Origin of the sequence: Microcoleus sp. Pol10D4, from assembly GCF_036701555.1 — a bacterium.
Lineage (GTDB): Bacteria > Cyanobacteriota > Cyanobacteriia > Cyanobacteriales > Microcoleaceae > Microcoleus.
The window spans coordinates 15,439-35,626 of record NZ_JAUBRA010000059.1; the positions used below are offsets into that span (position 1 = coordinate 15,439).

Sequence of the window (20,188 nt, forward strand, 5' to 3'; positions counted from 1 at the left end):
GGCGATCGAAATTGTCAGTATGTGGTTCAGATACCCGACTTTTTGAACAAGTCGGGTATCTCGATCGGCATTAGTTTGATATCAAATCCGACAGTCATCAGTCATCAGTCATCAGTCATCAGTCATCAGTCATCAGCCATCAGTCAACAGTCAACAGTCATCACTCAACAGTCAACAGTCATCACTCAACAGTCAACAGTCAACAAGCACGGACGGTGCAACCGGAATCGATATTCTTAAATCCGCAGTTGCCAAAGTTTAACAGTACCATTCTCTCCGCCGCTGACGATAGTTTCGCCCAAAAGCCCGATCGCCACCGCAGACACAGGGCTAGAATGTCCATCTAAAGTGTGCAGTAATTCGCCGCGAAGATTCCAAAGTCTAACAGTGCCGTCAAAACACCCCACTGCAAAGTATTTCCCATCAGGGCTAATTGCGGCGGCGGAAGTGATGCGAATTCCTGTTTGCAGCGAATGCAATAATTCGCCTGTTTGCAAATTCCACAGTTTGATAGTTTGGCCGCCATGACTGACAAGAATTTGGCTATCGGAAGAAATCGCTACATAATTTTCGCTACCAAATGTTCGCCTCACTTCGCCTCCCGGCAATTCCCACAAAGTGACTGTGGCGCGACAGAAACCGCTGGCTGCATTGAGGCCGCTGGCTACTAGCATTTTGCCGTTGGGACTCAGGGCGATCGCACTTATGTCATCCCCTTGGTAGCCTTCCAAAATTTGCAGCAGTTGGCCGCTGTTGAGGTGCTGAAGCTTGATTGTGCCGCAGGTGGTGCCGATCGCCAAAATTTGCCAGTCGGGGCTGACAGCGACGGATTCGTGGCGGTGTACGTCTGCCAAACGCTTCAGGAGTTGGCCGTTTTGCAGGTTCCAGAGTTTGACTGTACCCGCGCGCGATCGTGTCAGCAGCGTTTTGCTGGCGGGACTGAAAGCAACTAGCAACACGGCTGTTGAATGTCCGAAAATCGTCTGCCGCAGTTCCCCGCTGTGCAAACTCCAAATTTTCACTGTACTGTCCTCTGAACCCGTTGCGAGTAATTGTCCGTCGGGACTGATAGCTGCAGACAAAATCCTGTCTGAATGGTGGAGAGTAGCTTTTAAAAAGGCGCCGGTTGAGGTTTTTGGCTGCGTTTTATACCCGGCTATTTCCAGCCAGTCGATCGCATCTCTCCAATTTTTGAGGTCATTTCGCGGCCGATTTGTCAATACTTCTATGTATCGGTACAAAGTTTTTGACAAATCAACTTCTACACCTTTGATTTGTTTGTTGAGAAAAACCGCAATTTCGGCTGGGCTGTAGCCGCACAACAAGCCACAGAGATGCCGCTTTTCTACGGGTGTCAGCCCTCTTCTGGTGTGGGGGGCGAATTCTTGTTTGGCATTTGCCAAGTCGGTATAAAGCTTTTGGATGTCCCAGCCTTTGCTTGCGCGTGCAAATGGTTCTTCGGGTCGATCGAGGGTAAAGGGTATCATTTGCGGCAGTCGCGATCGAGTTCCTAGTCAAAATCCTAACCTAAATCCTAACATTCGCTGTGCGCGATCGAACTGTTGTCACCGCTAATCTATTTTTAACACAGCAAACAGGGGAAATAGTGTCAGGTTAAAAATGTGCCGGAATCCTTACCTTTACAGTGTGCTAAATAATTCTACATTAATGGGAGAAAGAGAAAATGCCTGGTATTGCGATCGCCTTATTTTTCATTTTAGGTTTAGTTTTAAGTCTTGTTGGCTATTTTTGGGGGTTAGTTCAAGCTTTTGGAGAGGAAACTATTTGGGGAGTGCTTTACTTGCTTGTCCCTTTTGCATCCTTAGTTTTTTATATCAAAAATTGGAGTAATGAAAAAATCAGAAAAACCTTTTTAATTCAATGTGCTGGATTGCTAATGTTTGTATTGGGAGGCATTACTACTTCAGTATTTTATGGCAAAAACTTTGTAAAAATCTCTGACTCTGGATCTAATTTAGAGCAGGGATATAACGAGCAATTTCCCTCTGCTTTTCCTTCGGATTTCAACACTTCTCCATCACCCTATCAAGAGTTATCTCCGGCTTTCGAGTCATTTCCTGCAGCCGAGCCAGCTCCTGCTCCTGCAGCACCTGTTGCTGACCCTAATTCTACTCATGTTGCTGCTCAAAATTCTGACTTCAAACAATCTATGAAACTCGGCTATATCTACTACGGACAGGGAGACTATCAAACCGCTTTAATCAATTTTAACAGAGCTTTACAGCTACGTCCGGGCGATGCTTATGCTGTCAAGGCTGTTGACAACACCAAAAGTGCGATCGTCCAAAGCAGTGTCAAATAATAATCCGTGCCTTAAAAATTGCAGACAGCGGATATATAAGTAATTAACCTCGTTTTTAAACTCAATAACTAAACTCATGAAAATTCTCAAACAAACACCAACTAAACTAACAATTAAAACTGCCAGCGCCTGGGATGGTTTGCTATTAATTTCTCCATTCATCGTCATTGGACTATTGCAGATTATTTTAGCGTCAAATTGGATAGGTGGAGGCATATTTCTGTTGTTTTCTCTGTCTTTATTGGACGGGGCGATAGATGAAACATATATTTTTGATAAAACTTTTAGCAAAATGACCATTAAACGACGGGGTGTGTGGCTTCATAATGTTACCGAATGCTCAACTCGCGAGATTTCTGCGGTGGAATTAGAGGAAATAAGAGATAGCGAGGGAAATCGTAGCTATTATGTTCATTTGTGGATGTTCGGGGGCGATATCATCTGTTTAAGAAGCTATTCACTAACAGAACAGTACAAAATGGCTGACTTGATTCGCAGCTATATATCGATTAGCGATAATCGCACGCTTAGCAATGTATTTGCCGTGCAAGTCCGTGAATCGTAGCTATCATGTAGGGAATCGCCCAAGTTAATAACTAACGATAATTAAGTAGGCGCAAATAAAACTGATAATGTAACCAAATGTAAACCTGTACTCACCTGGGTGATTACTTCCCTACGGAGCACGAAGCTAACGTTTTATTCCACATAACATAATTAATATATTTTTAAGATTCATGTGTTTTAAATCATGGAAAGCTATCTTAAACTAAGCCGACGGTAAACTCGCGACATTTGTTGTCGGTCAGGAATTTTAGTGCTAACCTATTACTAAAATAAAAGGGTCATGGCAGAGGACGACTTCAAATAATATATAAGTTAACAATTCGGCTAATCGGGGTTAGTAAGGCGCTCTGCAACATCATTTTTGGAATTTAAGGGGGAGATAAATGAAAATAATCAAGCAAACAGCAAGTGAATTAATAATTCAGACTAAAAGCATATTTGATTTTTGGCTCCCTAGTTGTTTATTCATGGCAGTTGGACTGATATCGGTGACTTTCGACTATCATGCAGCAACCTTGAGTTGCCAGCGATTGCAGGCAAAACAAGGAAATTGCCAGTTGGTGCGATCGAATTTACTGGGGTCGAACATCAAAGAAATTGAGCTTGCTTCTTTGCGGGGAGCTAAAGTTGAAAGATGCGGCTATAAAACCAGAGTTGTACTTTTGACTTCTATTGGCAATGTTCCTTTCACTGCTAACTCCACTAATTGGGGAACCCAAGACGCTGTTGCTTCGGATATCAATTTTTATGTTAAAAATGCAAAAGATCGATTGCTGCGCTTAAGCCAAGAAGATCGCTGGTTGGGATGGACAGGAGGCATATTTTTGCTTACAGCAATCGCAGTGATCGTCTTGAGAAATAATGAAACCTACAGCTTCGATGGAACTTTAAACACCTTGACTGTTAAACAGCGGGGTTTGTTGGCACGTAAAGTAATGGAATACTCTCTGTGCGAGATTTATGGCGTGGAAGTCGATCGAACAAAAGATCGGGATAATGACACTTGGTACGAAATCAGATTGTTAGTTTGTGGAGGCTCTCGCATCTCCCTACCCCGCACGATGAACCCATACCAGCAAGCAAAAATCGCTAAAGCGATTAACAACTATCTGCACCAACAAAATAACCAAAAATAGCCGATCGCGATCCACCCGATTTCTCAAGGTTGGAAACTTACGCAGAAACCGGGTTTTTCACTGAAATCTCTTCTAGAGTGCGATCGCTTCCATTATAAAAACCCGGTTTCTTTGGTATCGAGTGCTAAATTCGCGGGTAGAAACTCATCATATAAAAAGAGAACAATCGTTCACTTTTTAGGTTCTTTCAACTTCCAACCTGGTTTGACAACTTGCCGGGAACGGGCTATTACTAAACAATCATTCGGCACATCTTCTGTCACCACAGACCCCGCCGCTACACTAACATCTTTCCCCACAGTTATCGGTGCAACCAGCACGCTGTTAGAACCCGTTTTACTCCGATCGCCTATTTGAGTTTTGTGCTTGTTTTTTCCGTCATAATTCGCCGTAATTGTCCCTGCACCGATGTTGACTTTTTCCCCCAAAGTCGCGTCGCCTAAATAAGACAAGTGAGCGACATTAGTTCGATCGCCTATTTGAGTATTTTTCAATTCTACAAAATTGCCGACGCGACAGTTCGACCCAATTTCTGCGTGTCCCCGCAAGTGTGCGTAAGGGCCAATTCGCGCATTTTCAGCAACCATACTGTCAGAAACCACCGAATAAAGCACAGTCACGTTTTCTGCAATTTGACTGTTTTCGATCAAACTGCCGGGGCCGATGCGACTCCCAGAGGCGATCGAAGTATTTCCCCGCAAGTGAGTTTGCGGTTCAATTACCACATCCGGCTGCAACTCTACGGTATCGTCAATGGTGATGCTGTTGGGATCTAGCAGCGTCACTCCCGCCGTCATCCACTTGTCCTTTACCCGCGTTTGTAAAATATCGCAAGCTGTAGCTAAATGTTTGCGATCGTTAATTCCCAATATTTCTTGATAATCTTCCACATCCACCGCCATCACCGGACTGAGGAAATTTACCGTATCAGTTAGGTAATATTCTTTTTGGTCATTGTCTGCCTTCAATTCTGGCAAAATTTTCTCTAAATCCGGCCAGTGAAAACAGTAAACACCTGCATTAATTCGGTGATTTTGCTTTTGAGCTTGTGTGCAGTCGCGGTCTTCGACAATTTGCTGGACTAAGTTTTGACTGTCGGTAAATACTCGGCCGTACCCTTGAGGATTAGGCAAATTAGCTGTCAATAAAGTAGCAGAGTTTTGGTGCTGTTTGTGAATTACCATCAATTGTTTGAGAGTTTCTGCCCTCAGCAAAGGTACATCCCCATTTAATACCAGCAAGTCTCCTTGAAATCCCTCTAAGTGAGGCAGCAATTGTTGGATGGCATGACCTGTTCCCAATTGTTCGGTTTGTTCGACAAATTCTAGGAGAGGAGATTGAAGATTTTTCCCTGATAATTCTTGACCTCGAATCAGGGATTCTTTAACGAGTTCGCCTCGATAACCGACGATGACAAGTCGCCTGGTAATTTGAATTTCTTGACAACTTTGGAGGACTCGCTCAACTAGCGATCGACCGCCCAATTCGTGTAGAACTTTAGGCAAGTCAGATTTCATGCGCGTGCCGCGTCCAGCAGCTAAAATTGCTATTGCTACCATTGTGCGATCGAGTTATTTGCTATAAAAACTTGAATATTGACTAACTGATGATATCACTCGCTGTCCGCCGATGGCACTGCGATCGCACAATTTTTTAATCTCAAATCTCGCATCCGCGCGATCGAGGATTTTTCCAGGCGGATGCTGGTTGTAGGGGCGATGCTTGCGGTTCAACTTAACGCCGTTGCGGTATCTGGACTTGCTTGCGCGCCCGGTATCAATTACCAGGTTGAAGCAGCGGTATTTGGCGGCTCAGCGAGAAGATTTTTGGCTGTACTGCAAACCTGAGTTCGGTTCGTAGAAAGGACTGAAGTCTTTTCCCAAGGGATGCGAGGGGTAGCGAGAGTGATAATTTGCATCTTTGGGCTTGGATTTGCCACGATACATTATACTATTTGTTGAATTTCAGTTATTGTGTTTTCAACTCCAAAAAACTATTTCTGACTTTTTCATTTTTTCTGCCTTTTACCTTTTATCTTCTGCGTTATCAGGTGTCCAGCTATGACAGAGCTTAATTTTCAGGAACTTGCCAAGCAGGGAAATCTCGCCACTGCGATCGCATCTTGGCTAAACAGCCAGTTGCAATCTGAAGGCATCACAGCCTCCGCGAATCTCGACGGCGATTGTTTGGATGTAATTCTTGAGGCCGAGCAAGTACCCATAGAAAATACATTAGTTGATTTGGTTCGCACCGAGCTGACAAATTTGCAGCCGGATTCGATTCGCAAAGTGAAGGTTGAAGGCCGAGAAAGCGGTCAGATTGCTGCTGCTTGGAGTCAAGAGTTTAGTTTGGAGAACAGCAATTTTGAACCACAGAGCTTTGCAGGAGAAGCTGTACCAAATACTGCTGTTGTTAATATGGACGATCGCACAGAGATGGAGAACAATTTTGAGGAGGAAAAACCGTCGGAACTTGCTGCATTTGAGAACCGACTGCGATCGACTTTCATTGTAGTCGGGCTAGTAACGGGTATGTTGGCGATCGCGGTGGTGGCGTTTGTCGGTAAAATTTTGAACCAGCCAGCAGCAACTGCGGGGAATAATCCCGATGAAACAGCAAATTTAGCAACTGCACCGGATACTATACCAGATACTTTTCGAGAAGCCGTTAACAGCGCACTCAAAGCAGCAGAATTGGGGCGATCGGCAAAAACCAAGGAAGATTGGAGTACAGTTATCGATCGTTGGCAAGAAGCCGTCTCATTAATGAGAAGAGTACCAGTCTCTAGCCCCAACCATCAACTAGCTCAATCAAAAGTAATCGAGTATCAGAAATATCTGCTTTACGCTCAAGAAGCAGCAGTAACTCCCCCTCTGCCAACTCCAACTCCCGCACCCGCCGAAAAATCACCTTCGGAAAAAGCAACTCCTAAAAAATCCAATTCTACCAAAGAAACTTCGGAAAAAGCAACTCCTAAAAAATCCAATTCGCCTAAAGAAACTTCGGAAAAAGCAACTCCTAAAAAACCTGCTTCCGAAAAAGCAGAACCAGAGAAAAAATCTCCTTCCCGATAGATGTTAAAATATAGACTTTAATAATTATGACTGACAACAACTTCATCGTTTCTCCTGAATGGTTAGCTACCAATACCGACAATCCGCAAGTTGTAATTATTGACTGTCGGTTTTCCCTTTCCGACCCTGAATTGGGACAAAAACAATATCAAGAAGGTCACATTCCCGGAGCTTTCTATTTAGATTTAAACCGCGATCTCGCGAGTTCAGTGGGTAAACACGGCGGTAGACATCCGCTGCCAAATATTGAAGAATTAGCTGATAAATTGAGCGCGATCGGCATTAATTCACCTGAAACTTTAGTCGTCGCCTATGACGATTCGCGACTGGCTTTTGCCTCTCGTTTATGGTGGCTGCTGCGATATATGGGACACAGCAAAGTCGCTTTGTTAGACGGGGGTTTCAGCGGCTGGAAAGCGGGGGGATATCCGGTAACAAATATTTTGCCAGAACCCCGCGAGGGTAAATTTGTTGCTCAATTGCAGCAGAATTTGGCGGTAGATATTGAGGCGGTAAAAGAGCGTAAAGACTTGCCGGGAAAGGTTTTGGTTGATTCGCGAGAAAGCGAGAGATATGAAGGTTTGCGGGAGCCGATCGACCCCATTGCAGGCCACATTCCGGGTGCGGTTAACTATCCTTGGCAAGGGGTGACGGATGAAACTGGAAAAGTGCGATCGGCATCCGAACAAAAACAGCGGTGGACGGAATTAGAAAAAGCGGAAGAAATCATCGTTTATTGCGGTTCCGGGGTGACGGCTTGCGTTAATTTACTGTCTTTAGAAATCGCTGGGATTCCCGATGCTAAACTTTATGTAGGTAGCTGGAGCGACTGGTGTTCTTATCAGTTGTAGGGTGCAGAAGCAAGATGATTGTTGACTGTTGACTGTTGACTGTTGACTGTTGACTGTGATTTCTAGGGTGGGCACCGCGCGCCAAAGCGGGGAATCACTTCGGCGCACCTTACGGGGAATAAAAGGAAAATCAAATATAGCAACAGCCAAGACGGTTAGGACGTTGTTAATGGCTGAAACGATTGATTTTCTTCCTTCTTCCTTCTTCCTTTTTCCTGACATCCGTTACATCCGTTACATCCGTTGCCAAACTTCCTTCTTCATGACATCCGTTACATCCGTTACAGAATCCGTTGCCGAACTTCCTTCTTCCTTCTGCTAGAATACCCTAAAAATCAAAATAAATATAAGGCAAACCGCCTTCGGGAGCCAACACCCAAACCGCATACAAACAAAGCGGCACTAACACCAATTTCATCGGCCAATTTAACTCCAATTTCAAACCCCGACTCAACGCATAATTCCCCAGCATCGCCACAGCCAAAGCAGCCAGCATCCAAGCTAAACTCACTCTATCTAAACCCAAAGCTTCTACATAAACTTTCTCAGCAAACTGCACGTCAGCAGTGTGTCCCCACAAATGCGAAATCGCCCATCCAGAATCCTTTAAATCTGGAAGGCGGAAAAATATCCAACTACCAAAAACCATCGCCTGAGTCAACAGCCAACCGATCGCAATCCCGATCGGATTTTCCCACAAAAACTCGATCCGCAACCGCTTAAACGCCACATCAGTCAGCCTGTGAACCGCCAAAGCTAAACCGTGTAAACCCCCCCACACAATAAATCCCCAAGCTGCCCCGTGCCAAATTCCCGCAATTAACATGACGATCGACAAATTCAGACAAGTGCGCCACAAACCGACTCGCGAACCGCCCAAAGGAAAATACAAATAATTGCGTAGCCAATCGCCTAAAGTCATGTGCCAGCGTCGCCAAAAATCAGCTATGCTGGCACTAAAATAAGGAAAATCAAAATTTGGTGGCAAATACCAACCCAGCAGCAAAGCAGTACCGCGCGCCATGTCCACATAGCCACTAAAATCGAGATAAAGTTGCAGCCCGTAAGCAAAAATAGCCAGCCACAAATCCTCGCTACCTGCCCGCTGCAAGTTGGTAAAGCTTAAATCGACATAAATTCCCAAGTTATCTGCGAAAAGACCTTTTTTTACTGCACCAAAGGCGATCGTCCAAAGTCCCTCAGAAATGCGATCGGGCGTCGGAAATTGCTGGGTTTTCAGTTGATAGATCAAGTTGTGATACCGAGTAATCGGGCCGGAAATCAGTTTTGGAAAAAACAACTTATAAGCAGCAAAATGCAGCAGCGAAGTAGCAGCAGGCGCGCCTCGGTACACATCAATCAAATAAGCAATGCACTCAAAGCAAAAGAAACTCAATCCTAGGGGTGCGATGACGTGACTTTTCACCCAGTCAGCCCCGTCGATAGCTAAAGGCCAATTTAACACAGTGCCGATCGAACTCAATAAAAAAGGCACATACTTAAAGCCCAGAAGCAGCAACACATTCAGCGAGATTCCTATCCACAGCAGCAACAAACGGCGGCGGTTCCAAGATTCATTAGCAATCCGCCAATCCAGAGGTTCCCCAATCGCCATCCCCAAGCAGTAATTAAACAAAGCAGCGACTAACAGCAGAGGAATGTACCAAATTTGCAGCGAAGCGTAAAAAATTAAACTACCCGCCAACATGATGAACAGCCGCCACCACCGCAGCGGAACCAACCAGTAAGCCGCGAACAAAACTAACAGAAACAGGGCATATTGAAGGGAGATGAAAGTCATACCATTTTAGATTTTAGATTTTAGATTTTAGATTTGGGAATTTGGAATGGCTTATTTTGTACGGTTTTGGATTACGCGCCTACTGTTGCATTATTTTTATTAATCGAGACTTTGCTAAGAACAAGATTTATCAGGGATTTTAGCCGATCGCCGACACGAAAATAGGCCCTCGGTAAGTCCCTACTATATAGTCGGCAACTGAGAACTGATACATTTTACAGCACAAAGGTTAAATGCTGTTGCAAATTAAATAAATCTTGCCTGCTATAAATTAACTCTCTTACGAACAATATAAAATTCGGTGAAAAAAAATAATTATGTTCGCAGCATCGGACTTCAGTCCTCAAAAGCTATAATTCCTGATATCGTTTCCCTTCGCATCGGAATAATATTTTTCACCGTGCAGGCATAGCATCCCGCACAGCAAAAAAGTGATGTAATCCAAAATGTTTTGAATTCATCACGATAGTAGGTATTTGACAAGTAGTTCGATCGCATTTCCACCCTTCCCAAACCTCAAATTCGGTCAGATTCGGTATCCTAATGTCGATAAAAATTGCTTGCGGTTGCTCAAGGAGCAGTCGCATCCACCATCAGCGCCGTTGGCGACCTATATCGCAGTACAATGAATTGGTGGCAAGTTTTTCAGCAAATACAGAAAAACTATCTTCATCCTCTCCAATCAAAACTTTGGCTGCTGAACCCGCCGCTGGCGATCGCCCGGAACCCCGCAAGCTAGGAGAATTTGCGCTTTTGGGCGATATTTCATCTCCCTTAGCAGAGGACATTTCCAAAGGGTTTTCTTCCTCTCCCGGATACAGAATCGGCAGTGTGACAAAAAAAGTCGAACCCACTCCGGGTGAACTTGTGATTTTAATGCTTCCCCCCAAAAATTCCGCCAGTTTTTTGCATAGAGACAATCCCAATCCCGTGCCTTTGACGCCATTCTGCAAGGGGTTTTCGAGTTGGACAAATTCTTCAAAAATCCGCCTTTGATCGGCTGGGGCAATGCCGATGCCCGTATCTGCTACTGAAAAAGTAACTGTTCCCTCCTCTCCCATTTCCGCAGCAACTCGAACTTCACCTGCTTCGGTAAATTTGAGGGCGTTAGAAATCAGATTTCGTAAAATCTGAGAAACTTTTCCCTCGTCGGTTGTGAGGATTGGAAGTTCCAGAGGATCTTCAAAAATTATAGAAACAGCAGAGTTTTGGGGAAGCAGGGGGCGCATCATTCCTCGCAGGGCGCTGAACAAATCTTCGACTTCAAAATCAGCCAAGCGAACAGTTAGTTTTCCGGCTTCCACTTTGGCTAAATCTAACGAGTCGTTGACAATTTCTGCGAGAGACTCGGCGGATTTATAAATGTAATTTACTTGCTTGTCCTGTTCGGCTGAAAGTTCTCCGTCGAGGCGATCTAACAATATTTCAGAAAGGCTCATAATTGCCGTTAGCGGAGTGCGAAACTCATGGCTCATATTGGAGAGAAAGCTGGTTTTCAGTTCGCTGGCGCGCCGGAGAGATTCGGCTTTATCGTTTAATTCAGCGTAAAGTGCCACGACTCCGCGATTGGTATCTTCTAGTTGTTGATTTAATTGTACGAGTTCTTCTTGACGCTGGCGGAGTTCGTCTAAAGTGCGTAGTAATTCTTGATTTTGCTGCTGAATTTCGGCATAGGGATCTTCGGGAATTTGGCGCGCTAGTTTGTCAACTAATTGATTTAGTTCGATCGCACTCAGCGCCGGCATATTTTTGGAAAACTGTTTAATTAATTGTACAGCCGTTCCGCGATCGGGCGCCGAGTCGATTTTCACTTCGTCCATCAACCGTTTCGCTGCTGCTAAACCGAGTCCCGCGCCGGTTTGCGATCGAAAATTGGGGCTTAACACAGCCGGTAAATCAGCAATTCCCGGCCCGGTGTCGGAAATCCGAGTCCGAAAAATTTGGGGCGATTCCCCTTCCACAATGAATTCTACTTTGCCACCGCCTGCATATTTGAAAGCATTGCGGGCAATTTCGGAAACTGCTGTGGCGATGCGGGTTTGTACTTGGGAATCGAATCCCAGCCCTTTAGCAATTTGGCGAGCTCTTTGGCGTACTTGTACGATGTCTTGTTCAAAACGGACTTCCGTCGTCAGGATTGGGTAACTCACGCTGCTTCTCTCACCTTGGCTACTATAACTGTCATGTCATCGCGAGTGCGTTTGAAGTCCCGGTAGAGCACGGCTGCGATTAAAGCAGGATGCCTGGAGGCTAAACCCGGGTAGCGGTTTAAATTCCACTGCGCCGCCAAACCGTCGGAGTGCATGATGAGTAGGGACTGCTGCGACCAAGGATAGACAAATTCTGCTACTTTTCGCATCATATGTCCAACTGTGCCGTTGTAGGAAACCATGCTGCGGCTTTGGTTATCTGTGACAACTACACCGCTGATGTTGCCAATTCCGGCAAAACAAATTGTTTGTTGAGTACGATCGATTTGGGCGATCGCCGCCGCCGCTCCTCTGGTATTTTTTAAAGCAGCGTGCGCCTTCTCTAAAATTGCTTTCGGCCCAAGTTTGGCGTTTTCCTCAAATACCCGCACTGCTTCCTGAGACGCTTCCTGGGCCAAATCCCCGTAGCCGAGCCCGTCTGCAACTAAAATCAGGTTTTTCTCACAGTGATTTTCTGCCGCCCACGAATCGCCGCAAATTTGCTCTCCTGCTTTCGGTAAGTGGACGACCCCAAATTCCAAGTAATTGCTGTTTTGGGATGCTTCCCGGCTATTTTGGGTCGGTTCCAGCCGCGCTAATAAGGCTGTCCCCAGTTTTGGTACAGAATGAATATCAAAAAAAGTAGAGAGGCGTTGAATTGCCCCCAGTCCCGTTCCAGGGCTTCCCGCTGTAGAAAAACCGTCCCGTAGACACAGCGCGACATTTGCCATTCCCTGCCCCCTATCGAGCGCTACTATTTCAATGCTATATCCTGCCGTTGTTTTTAATGTTCGCAGCAAAAGTTCTCCTTCGCGGGCGTGCTTGACCACGTTTTTTGCTGCTTCTGTGGTAACAATTGCTACTTTACCGCGATCGGTCTCGTTAAATCCGACTTCGGCCGCCAGGGCGACTGCGATTCGGCGCGCTTCTCCCACTTGACTTTCTTCTGTTACGGGCAGGGCTACGGCATCTATCATTTTTTATCTTTTCGTGGGGGTTTGGGGAAGCTATAAGACCCACACCATAATCTCTGATTTGATGTGGGATACATGGACTCCCCCAAGTTAATTTTATGGGACTCCATGTCCCTTAAATTAACATTTAACGCTACACTACTCACCAGTAAACACTGTATAATACTGGAATGCTGACACTTACACACCGCTACCGAATCTATCCAGACTCCGCTCAAGAGCAACAACTCATTGAGTGGATGGAAATCTGTCGAGGCGCATTTAACTATGCACTGAGAGAGATAAAAGATTGGTGTGACAGTCGTAAGTGTCCGATTGACAGATGCTCTCTGGAGAAAGAGTACATCATTTCTTCGGAGCTAAAGTTCCCAGGCGAAATTCAACAGCTTAACAACTTGCCGAAAGCTAAGAAAGAATTTCCCAAGTTGAGTCAGGTTCCTTCTCAAGTTCTCCAGCATGCTATTAAGCAGTTGCATAGAGGATGGGAATATTTTCAGAACAGAGGGTTCGGCTTCCCCAGATTCAAGAAGTATGGGCAGTTTAAGTCGTTGCTGTTTCCTCAGTTTCAAGAGAATCCGGTGACGAATTTGCACATTAAACTGCCCAAGATTGGGGCGATTCCCCTCAACTTGCATCGACCTATCCCGACAGGGTTTGTGGTCAAACAAGTGCGAATCTTGAGGAAAGCCGATAAATGGTACGCATCTATTTCGCTGCAATGTGATGTCAACATTCCCGACCCAACACCCTACGGTCATCCCATTGGAGTTGATATTGGGTTGGAGAAATTCTTGGCAACAAGTGACGGTGTTCTTGTAAAACCGCCAAAGTTCTTTAAACGTCTGCAAGGTAGGCTGAAAGTGCTGCAACGCAGACTGAAGAGAAAAAGTAAGCGGTCTAAAAACTACGAAAAACAACGCCTTAAAGTTGCCCGACTTCACCATCAAATTGACAACACGAGGAAAGACTTCCATTTCAAGCAAGCCCATGCCCTTTGTGATGTTGGTGATATGGTTTTCATGGAAGACTTGGATTACCGCATCAGTGCCAAAGGGATGTTTGGGAAGCATATGCTTGACGCTGCTTTTGGACAATTCAGAACCATCGTTAAGTATGTGTGCTGGAAGCGTGGGAAATTCTTTGCCGAAGTTGATGCTAGGGGGACTTCTCAAGAATGTCCTGAGTGTGGCGGGTTCGTCAAAAAAGACCTGAGTGTTAGAGTTCATAGCTGTCCTCACTGTGGATACACAACGAATAGAGATGTGGCAGCAGGTCAGAATATCAGAAACCGAGGAATATGCCTCATTAGTACCGTTGGACAGACGGGAATCGAAAGCGCCTGTGCAGCCGATCTACCAGGGACTGAGGCAACTGAGTCTAGGCAAGTGGCGAAATCTCGCAAGAGAGCAACCAGGAAACCTAGGAAGTGATTCTTGGGAAGCCTACACCATAATCTTTGATTTGGCGCAGGAGGATGTCACCAGTTCTCATAATGAAATCCTCCATACGCCAACCCTCTCCGGGTATGGTGTGGCATTCCAAGAATCACTTCTTGGTTTTGCTGGTTGCTATTTATACCAATTTTAAAAAATAATACAACTATACGCAAGCTCCAAACCCCGATCGTCCTCACTCAATCGATTTTAGATTTTAGATTTTAGATTTTAGAATTGAAGCATTAAGCCCACGGATTCATCCGGGGGCTTGTATCCTGGATGCTTTCAGTCCTTCCCAAATGCTGTAATCTAAAATCTCAACTCTCAAATCGTATTACTTACTCACCGCCAGCGGACGATCGCAATTTTAGTCCCCTTACCCACTTTGGAAACAATCTCAAATTCGTGCATCAACCGCTTGGAACCACTGAGCCCCAAACCCAAACCGTGATTAGAAGTATAACCGTCAGTCATAGCCAATTCGATGTCTGGAATTCCCGGGCCCTTGTCTTCAAATATCAGCCTCAGCCCTTTGCGGGTTCCTAATTGGAGCGTTTCGAGAGTTACAGTTCCCCCTTTGCCGTAGTCTACAGTATTGCGGGCGAGTTCGCTGGCTGCGGTAACGATTTTCGTTTGGTCAAGTAAACCGAACCCCATTGCTACAGCCCAAGTTCGCACTTGCTGTCGGACGTGGACTATATCGGATGACGATCGGATTTCTAGTGTCTCACGTTTTGACATGGCGGCTACTGTACCAAAATAGAACTTCTCCCCAAAATATAGGACTTACGATCATCAACTTAGTTTCTGCTAATAGGAATTACGCACTTACTACGATTTTCTCTCAAAAGAGAAGATAGTGCAGGAATCTCAAACCCTTGATTTAACCCCATTGAGTGCGTAAGTCCTGTCCTAAGAAATCTTCACTTTGTCAACAAGGTATCTACAAACAAACTAGGTTTCTTGACTGCCTGTGCCTCAGTCAGGGGACAATTAAGCGACTGCTTACGCTTCCTCGTCAACAGACACACTCAATGATTTTCTTAACAAAATCATGCCCTTTTCAACGCTTAAAGCTGTGCGAACTCCTGTCAGGGAAAGCCCCAACTCAACGAGCGTAATAGCAACCGCTGGCTGCATCCCGACTACAACTGTTTCCGCATCTAAAATTCGCGACATACTAGCGATATTGTTGATAATACGCCCGATAAAGGAATCTACAATTTCCAGGGAAGAGATTTCTATTAAAACACCTTTAACTCCTGTTTTGACTATGCGGTTTGTCAGATCGTCTTGCAAAGTCATTGCCAATCGGTCGTGCATATCTACTTGAATTGTTACTAGCAGAAATTCTCCCATTTGAAGTATTGGTATCCGTTCCACAAATTCACCTGTGTGTTGATTTTTACTTAAACTTTCATGTCAAATTTAAATATTTTTATCTTTCCTCTTTAAGATTTTTTATAGTTAAACCTTGGCGCTGCAAAGCGACTTTAAAAGCATCTGCTAAAGTCGCTTTTGTGAGAATATCCTGCAAGTCAACTCCCAAGTGAACTATGGTTTGAGCTATTTGCGGGCGAATGCCACTGATGATGCACTCAGTACCCATTAAACGGGCGGCAGCGACAGTTTTTAATAAATGTTGAGCAACTAAAGTGTCAACAGTCGGCACGCCTGTAATGTCTAAAATCGCAAATTCTGAGCCGGTTTCCATGATTTCCTGCAACAGAGTTTCCATTACTATTTGAGTGCGGGCACTGTCGAGAGTCCCGATCATGGGTAAAGCGAGAATGCCTTGCCAAAGTTTGACTACGGGTGTTGACAATTCGAGCATTTCTTGCTGCTGGCGTTCGATGACTTCTTCGCGAGCTTTGAGAAAAATTTCTGTCACCCAAAGGCCAAGCTGGTCTAATAAACTGGTGGAAAGCCAAAGTTGTTCGACAAGTGCGTCGCGGTTTTCTGTCAGTTCATGACAAAGCCGATCGAACAATGGCTTTTTGAAGCATAAAATGAAACTCGCTATCTCTGAAGGAGTAAAGCCTCTCTGAACGCGCGATCGCGAAACTTCTGCTAGCAACACCCGCATATTTTCCCATTCGGGTGTCTGGATGTCGCTAAAATTACCGTGCCCGACTGCAATGTGGAGCAATTGCAGGAACTCTTGACACTCGGAGCGCAATTCTTTGGCTCTCATCAAGTCGTCCCGCCGCAGCCCGGTATTTTGCAGTTCTTTGAGCCAGTCTGCTAGTAACTCTGCTTTGTGTCTTTGTAAGATTTCCGCGATCGTGTTATTGCTTGTGAGTTCCATTAAAATTATCTCCTGCTTAGCAATTGGAATGAAGTTGTACGAGCGATTCCCTACGGGATAGCTTCGCACGCGCGCACCAAGCGTGTTTTTTGATGATGGGGCAACTTCTGAGTTTAGCTCACTGTTTGCTGTTTGCGATCGAGGGTTAAGTACCTAATTGTAAAATGCGTTTGACGATCGCACTCGTAGAACTCGGAACTTCTATTTCGATTAAGGAAATCTTGCCACCTCCGGCGATAACAGCCGGTGCTTCTGGCAGAGTTTCGACTTGATAGTCGCCTCCTTTAACGTATATATCAGGCTTCAGGATATTTATCAGTTTAATTGCTGTAATCTCGGCAAAAATTATTACGGCGTCTACTGGTTTGAGGGCGGCCAACACTTCGGCTCGCTGATTTTCCGGTACGATCGGGCGGGGTGGCAATCCCGGCTGCTGGGGTTTGATAGCTTGCACGCTGGCGTCGCTATTCAAGCCCACCACGAGCGATCGCCCCAAATTTTTTGCTGCCTGCAAATAGCGGACGTGACCGCAGTGCAGGATATCGAAGCACCCGTTAGTAAACACGAGCGGACGCCACTTGTCCGGATCGGATGCGAGCGATTTTTCAAGTTCTTTCAACGTGTAAACATTAGAAATCATTGCAGTCATTACCACAAAATTTTAACAGCGAGCAAAATTATCCTACCAAAAAAACTGAATTTTTGCACTTTTAATATTGAACAATAAATCCTTCAACCTGGCAATAATTAATAGTCAGACATGACTAACTAGGCATTAGTAATGTGTGACTCTTAAGCAAGAATATAGAAGTAAAATTACCTGCGACGAAGCTGATATGGTAAACAGAATTTCCAGTAAAAAACCGCTATTCGTGTATTTGTGACTGCCGTATCGTGCTGTTGGTAATTGGATGTTAAAAAGGTTGGTAAACAATTATTTATTCCCGCCCTCTCTTATATCAATTACTATAAGACAAGGGATGAGAGTTCCACCGCATCGGGCAGGCGATCGGGGAGTGAGAGCCCTAGGGGGTGAAACCCAACGAAACGCGCTCCTCCTGTGTCTATTATTTCTGACACCGCCGCGCGAGCGAAAGCTAGTTAAAAGCACCGAGCCCAAGCGTGCAGAACTCATCTTTACGCTGGATTCGTCAGACTATAGAAGAAGCCAGCAGTTGCTTGCAGCAGAGTCTGGGCGCTATCTTGACCAAGCTTTACAGCCAACCCAGAAGCGCACAGCCTCCTGTGTCCAACTCTATATAGCTGTGCAGAAACTCGACCTTTTTGATCGCAACCGCAGCCTGTGAAAACCCAGAGGAAAGTCGAGTTCGGTATCCGAAGCAGCTATTTTGGTGGAAAATAGCTAAACTCGTTCAACAAAATCCACTCAACTACCCCCTTGAATCTAACGGTGTAGAATTATCTAACACGAATTATGAAAGCAAGTAATAGCCGTCAATTTTCTTCAGTAGCTGCTCGAACTCTCAAAGTAGTCGGGATTATCTTGATTCTCTCTGCTTTGCTTGACTGCATTGTTCTGTCGCTGCCGGGAGAAACTTCAGACCTTCTCAATCGAGGCTGGCAGTTGACTGCTGCAACTCAGATAGTTGACAAGGGCATTATTCCTTTGATCGGTATCGCCCTCCTGATGACTGGCTTTTGGGTGGACAGCAGCAGTGGAGTCTCTATTGAGCGACGCAACGTTTGGCTGGACTTGCGATTCTGGGCGCTGTTGATTTCCAGCTTGTTAGGTCTAGTTTACCTATCTCTGGTTCCCGTTCACCTCAACAATACTCGTTTGGAACTCAAGGATGCTCTGGCTCAAGTCGATCAAGAAGCCGGACAAGCGGAAGGTCAACTTGAGGCACAACTTAAAAGCCCTCAATTTAAAGCTCAGGTAGAACAGCTCAAAAGCCAGCGTCGCAGCCAGATAGGGGCGCTGCTGCAAGACGACGGGAAGCTGCAAGAAGCACTCAAGAGTCCAGAGGTTCCCAAGGAATTGAAAGCTGTGCTTCAGGAGTCGAAGAATGACCCGAAAGCCCTCGACAAGTTCTTGGAACAGCAAGCTCAATCACTCCCCACTCAAGCTCGCAACGAGATTCGCACCCGCAAGCAACAAAAAGAGAAAGAGTTAAGAACTCGATCGAGAAATTCGAGTTTGCAGACGGGAATCACCAGTTTGCTGTTAGCGATCGGCTACATTACTGTTGGTTGGACGGGATTGAGAAGCATGGGAATTCTGCGGTTCGGCCGCCGCAAAAATTGACCAGCGCTGGCAGGGATCGCGCTGGTCGAGACATCCCTGAGAAATAGTTTGTTTACCCAATAGTTTGCCCTTACTGAAAGCTGGGAATGTTCTCAATTTATATTCTGACTTACAACGAAGAGATTGATATCGCCGCTTGCATTGAATCGGCACTGCTTTGTGACGATATCATTGTAGTTGACTCTTTCAGCACCGATCGCACCCTTGAGATTGTTCAGAACTATGCCGTGCAAACAGTGCAGCACCGCTTTGAAAGTCACGGACGCCAGCGGACTTGGATGCTCCAAGAAGTCCCGTGCAAGTACGAATGGGTTTACATCCTCGAAGCTGACGAGCGGATGACGCCTGCACTGTTTGCTGAATGCTTAAAGGCGATCGAAAGTCAAGAATATATCGGCTATTACGTAGCTGAAAAAGTAATATTTATGGAGCGCTGGATTCGCCGCAGCACTCAATATCCCCGCTATCAAATGCGTCTCTTTCGCAAAGACCGAGTGTGGTTTACTGACTACGGTCACACTGAACGCGAAGTCTGCAACGGGCCTACTCACTTTTTGAAGGAAACTTACCCTCACTATACTTGCAGCAAAGGTCTTTCCCGCTGGATTGAAAAGCACAACCGCTACTCGACTGACGAGGCGGCTGAAACTCTCCGCCAATTAGAAGCAGGTCAAGTAAATTGGTGGGGTTTATTGTTTGGCGCGTCGGAGGTGGAAAGGCGCCGCGCTTTGAAAGATTTTTCTTTGCGCTTGCCTTTGCGGCCTGTGGTGCGCTTTTTCTATATGTATATTTTACTGGGCGGATTTCTTGACGGCCAAGCGGGATTGGCTTGGTGCACGCTGCAAGCTTTTTATGAATATCTAATTTTGCTGAAAGTTTGGGAAATGAAGCATCTACCACTGCCAACTTTAGAGGTAGCAGCAGAACAATCTATTTCGGAAGTAGTAACAGTTGAGCCGTCAAAAGTTTCTTATAATCTTGGTGCTTCCGATACTCGAAATTAAAAATTGGTAAGAGGTACGCTCGCCTAGCGGTAGTATTTGGAACTTTTAACCTCGCGGTTCCCCCGCCGATCGGACTCGAGGGGTAGCCTAAGTATTTAGAAGAGTTATTATATCCTTTCCGTGTGCATCGAAATTATTCATCTCTCTCTTCTCTTCCTCTGTGAACTCTGCGTACTCTGCGGTTAAATCATTCCGATGCAACCGGAATTAATATTAATTTTTTTAAATCCGAAGGAAACGAATCCGTTGCATAACTTCC

General features: G+C 45.4%; 21 protein-coding genes. 10 read left to right on the forward strand and 11 right to left on the reverse strand.

All coding sequences use genetic code 11. The annotated features are described in order from the left end of the window. Positions 1-21: 21 nt before the first annotated feature. The gene (locus QUA36_RS23875) at positions 22-240 is read left to right on the forward strand and encodes a hypothetical protein (RefSeq protein WP_333161460.1); all 219 of its coding nucleotides are present in this window, start codon (positions 22-24) and stop codon (positions 238-240) included. Here QUA36_RS23875 and QUA36_RS23880 read toward each other — a convergent pair. Next, entirely contained in the window at positions 237-1,487 is a 1,251-nt protein-coding gene (locus tag QUA36_RS23880) for a WD40 repeat domain-containing protein (protein ID WP_333161462.1), read from the reverse strand. The two genes, QUA36_RS23875 and QUA36_RS23880, sit on opposite strands and share 4 nt — an antisense overlap. A 197-nt stretch (positions 1,488-1,684) precedes the next feature. Here QUA36_RS23880 and QUA36_RS23885 point away from each other — a divergent pair, with 197 nt between their 5' ends. From QUA36_RS23885 to QUA36_RS23895, 3 genes are all read left to right on the forward strand, one after another. Continuing rightward, positions 1,685-2,323, forward strand: coding sequence for a tetratricopeptide repeat protein (locus QUA36_RS23885; protein WP_333161464.1), 639 nt, complete (start codon positions 1,685-1,687; stop codon positions 2,321-2,323). Between the two features lie 76 nt (positions 2,324-2,399). Next, positions 2,400-2,888 carry a hypothetical protein gene (locus tag QUA36_RS23890; RefSeq protein WP_333161466.1) on the forward strand — a complete coding sequence of 163 codons (489 nt, stop codon included), beginning with the start codon at positions 2,400-2,402 and terminating at the stop codon, positions 2,886-2,888. Positions 2,889-3,273: 385 nt separating this feature from the next. Beyond that, the gene (locus tag QUA36_RS23895) at positions 3,274-4,026 is read left to right on the forward strand and encodes a hypothetical protein (protein ID WP_333161468.1); all 753 of its coding nucleotides are present in this window, start codon (positions 3,274-3,276) and stop codon (positions 4,024-4,026) included. A 170-nt stretch (positions 4,027-4,196) separates the two neighbouring features. On the opposite strand, the gene glmU is transcribed toward QUA36_RS23895, so the two are convergent. The 3 genes from glmU to QUA36_RS23910 all read right to left on the reverse strand — a co-directional run bounded on the left by glmU (position 4,197) and on the right by QUA36_RS23910 (position 5,972). Continuing rightward, positions 4,197-5,585: a bifunctional UDP-N-acetylglucosamine diphosphorylase/glucosamine-1-phosphate N-acetyltransferase GlmU gene (glmU, locus tag QUA36_RS23900; RefSeq protein ID WP_333459323.1), complete on the reverse strand. Its 1,389-nt coding sequence runs from the start codon at positions 5,583-5,585 to the stop codon at positions 4,197-4,199. Positions 5,586-5,597: 12 nt separating this feature from the next. Next, positions 5,598-5,759: a hypothetical protein gene (locus QUA36_RS23905; RefSeq protein WP_333161471.1), complete on the reverse strand. Its 162-nt coding sequence runs from the start codon at positions 5,757-5,759 to the stop codon at positions 5,598-5,600. A 78-nt stretch (positions 5,760-5,837) separates the two neighbouring features. Next, entirely contained in the window at positions 5,838-5,972 is a 135-nt protein-coding gene (locus QUA36_RS23910; RefSeq protein WP_333459324.1) for a hypothetical protein, read from the reverse strand. A 114-nt stretch (positions 5,973-6,086) separates the two neighbouring features. Between QUA36_RS23910 and QUA36_RS23915 the strand changes: the two genes are divergently transcribed. Together QUA36_RS23915 and QUA36_RS23920 are read left to right on the forward strand one after the other, a co-directional pair. Further along, the gene (locus QUA36_RS23915) at positions 6,087-7,100 is read left to right on the forward strand and encodes a hypothetical protein (RefSeq protein WP_333459325.1); all 1,014 of its coding nucleotides are present in this window, start codon (positions 6,087-6,089) and stop codon (positions 7,098-7,100) included. Between the two features lie 26 nt (positions 7,101-7,126). Next, a complete protein-coding gene (locus tag QUA36_RS23920; RefSeq protein ID WP_333459326.1) occupies positions 7,127-7,951 on the forward strand; it encodes a sulfurtransferase in 825 nt (274 codons plus the stop codon). 328 nt (positions 7,952-8,279) lie between these two features. On the opposite strand, the gene QUA36_RS23925 is transcribed toward QUA36_RS23920, so the two are convergent. From QUA36_RS23925 to QUA36_RS23935, 3 genes are all read right to left on the reverse strand, one after another. After that, entirely contained in the window at positions 8,280-9,752 is a 1,473-nt protein-coding gene (locus tag QUA36_RS23925; RefSeq protein WP_333454728.1) for an MBOAT family protein, read from the reverse strand. 593 nt (positions 9,753-10,345) lie between these two features. Next, positions 10,346-11,902 carry an ATP-binding protein gene (locus QUA36_RS23930; RefSeq protein ID WP_333459327.1) on the reverse strand — a complete coding sequence of 519 codons (1,557 nt, stop codon included), beginning with the start codon at positions 11,900-11,902 and terminating at the stop codon, positions 10,346-10,348. Beyond that, the gene (locus QUA36_RS23935; RefSeq protein WP_333459328.1) at positions 11,899-12,918 is read right to left on the reverse strand and encodes an ATP-binding SpoIIE family protein phosphatase; all 1,020 of its coding nucleotides are present in this window, start codon (positions 12,916-12,918) and stop codon (positions 11,899-11,901) included. The genes QUA36_RS23930 and QUA36_RS23935 overlap by 4 nt, the downstream gene beginning before the upstream one ends. 167 nt (positions 12,919-13,085) lie before the next feature. On the opposite strand from QUA36_RS23935, the gene QUA36_RS23940 reads away from it, so the two are divergent. Next, complete coding sequence (locus QUA36_RS23940; protein WP_333161483.1) at positions 13,086-14,345, forward strand: transposase; 1,260 nt, start codon at positions 13,086-13,088, stop codon at positions 14,343-14,345. Positions 14,346-14,693: 348 nt separating this feature from the next. Here QUA36_RS23940 and QUA36_RS23945 read toward each other — a convergent pair whose 3' ends face one another. From QUA36_RS23945 to QUA36_RS23960, 4 genes are all read right to left on the reverse strand, one after another. Beyond that, positions 14,694-15,092 (reverse strand): anti-sigma regulatory factor, encoded by a 399-nt coding sequence (locus QUA36_RS23945; protein ID WP_333161485.1) that lies wholly within the window; start codon positions 15,090-15,092, stop codon positions 14,694-14,696. Between the two features lie 264 nt (positions 15,093-15,356). After that, a complete protein-coding gene (locus QUA36_RS23950) occupies positions 15,357-15,734 on the reverse strand; it encodes an STAS domain-containing protein (protein WP_333161487.1) in 378 nt (125 codons plus the stop codon). A 55-nt stretch (positions 15,735-15,789) separates the two neighbouring features. Further along, positions 15,790-16,659 carry an STAS domain-containing protein gene (locus QUA36_RS23955; protein WP_333161489.1) on the reverse strand — a complete coding sequence of 290 codons (870 nt, stop codon included), beginning with the start codon at positions 16,657-16,659 and terminating at the stop codon, positions 15,790-15,792. A 145-nt stretch (positions 16,660-16,804) separates the two neighbouring features. Further along, positions 16,805-17,299 (reverse strand): adenylyltransferase/cytidyltransferase family protein, encoded by a 495-nt coding sequence (locus QUA36_RS23960; RefSeq protein ID WP_333161491.1) that lies wholly within the window; start codon positions 17,297-17,299, stop codon positions 16,805-16,807. Positions 17,300-17,639: 340 nt separating this feature from the next. Between QUA36_RS23960 and QUA36_RS23965 the strand changes: the two genes are divergently transcribed. The 3 genes from QUA36_RS23965 to QUA36_RS23975 all read left to right on the forward strand — a co-directional run bounded on the left by QUA36_RS23965 (position 17,640) and on the right by QUA36_RS23975 (position 19,929). Next, a complete protein-coding gene (locus tag QUA36_RS23965; protein ID WP_333233353.1) occupies positions 17,640-17,966 on the forward strand; it encodes a hypothetical protein in 327 nt (108 codons plus the stop codon). 128 nt (positions 17,967-18,094) lie between these two features. Next, the gene (hpsJ-B, locus tag QUA36_RS23970) at positions 18,095-18,925 is read left to right on the forward strand and encodes a hormogonium polysaccharide biosynthesis protein HpsJ (RefSeq protein WP_333459329.1); all 831 of its coding nucleotides are present in this window, start codon (positions 18,095-18,097) and stop codon (positions 18,923-18,925) included. Between the two features lie 86 nt (positions 18,926-19,011). Continuing rightward, positions 19,012-19,929, forward strand: a complete 918-nt coding sequence (locus QUA36_RS23975; RefSeq protein WP_333161493.1) for a glycosyltransferase family 2 protein — start codon at positions 19,012-19,014, stop codon at positions 19,927-19,929. Positions 19,930-20,188: the final 259 nt, after the last annotated feature.

Bases quoted from the DNA above. Each gene is read 5' to 3' on its own strand.
- QUA36_RS23925 (WP_333454728.1), bottom strand. From the start codon at position 9,752: ATGACTTTCATCTCCCTTCAATATGCCCTGTTTCTGTTAGTTTTGTTC.
- QUA36_RS23920 (WP_333459326.1), top strand. From the start codon at position 7,127: ATGACTGACAACAACTTCATCGTTTCTCCTGAATGGTTAGCTACCAAT.
- QUA36_RS23910 (WP_333459324.1), bottom strand. From the start codon at position 5,972: ATGTATCGTGGCAAATCCAAGCCCAAAGATGCAAATTATCACTCTCGC.
- QUA36_RS23915 (WP_333459325.1), top strand. From the start codon at position 6,087: ATGACAGAGCTTAATTTTCAGGAACTTGCCAAGCAGGGAAATCTCGCC.
- QUA36_RS23940 (WP_333161483.1), top strand. From the start codon at position 13,086: ATGCTGACACTTACACACCGCTACCGAATCTATCCAGACTCCGCTCAA.
- QUA36_RS23955 (WP_333161489.1), bottom strand. From the start codon at position 16,659: ATGGAACTCACAAGCAATAACACGATCGCGGAAATCTTACAAAGACAC.
- QUA36_RS23945 (WP_333161485.1), bottom strand. From the start codon at position 15,092: ATGTCAAAACGTGAGACACTAGAAATCCGATCGTCATCCGATATAGTC.
- QUA36_RS23965 (WP_333233353.1), top strand. From the start codon at position 17,640: ATGAGAGTTCCACCGCATCGGGCAGGCGATCGGGGAGTGAGAGCCCTA.
- glmU (WP_333459323.1), bottom strand. From the start codon at position 5,585: ATGGTAGCAATAGCAATTTTAGCTGCTGGACGCGGCACGCGCATGAAA.
- QUA36_RS23895 (WP_333161468.1), top strand. From the start codon at position 3,274: ATGAAAATAATCAAGCAAACAGCAAGTGAATTAATAATTCAGACTAAA.
- QUA36_RS23890 (WP_333161466.1), top strand. From the start codon at position 2,400: ATGAAAATTCTCAAACAAACACCAACTAAACTAACAATTAAAACTGCC.
- hpsJ-B (WP_333459329.1), top strand. From the start codon at position 18,095: ATGAAAGCAAGTAATAGCCGTCAATTTTCTTCAGTAGCTGCTCGAACT.
- QUA36_RS23880 (WP_333161462.1), bottom strand. From the start codon at position 1,487: ATGATACCCTTTACCCTCGATCGACCCGAAGAACCATTTGCACGCGCA.
- QUA36_RS23885 (WP_333161464.1), top strand. From the start codon at position 1,685: ATGCCTGGTATTGCGATCGCCTTATTTTTCATTTTAGGTTTAGTTTTA.
- QUA36_RS23960 (WP_333161491.1), bottom strand. From the start codon at position 17,299: ATGATTTCTAATGTTTACACGTTGAAAGAACTTGAAAAATCGCTCGCA.
- QUA36_RS23975 (WP_333161493.1), top strand. From the start codon at position 19,012: ATGTTCTCAATTTATATTCTGACTTACAACGAAGAGATTGATATCGCC.
- QUA36_RS23935 (WP_333459328.1), bottom strand. From the start codon at position 12,918: ATGATAGATGCCGTAGCCCTGCCCGTAACAGAAGAAAGTCAAGTGGGA.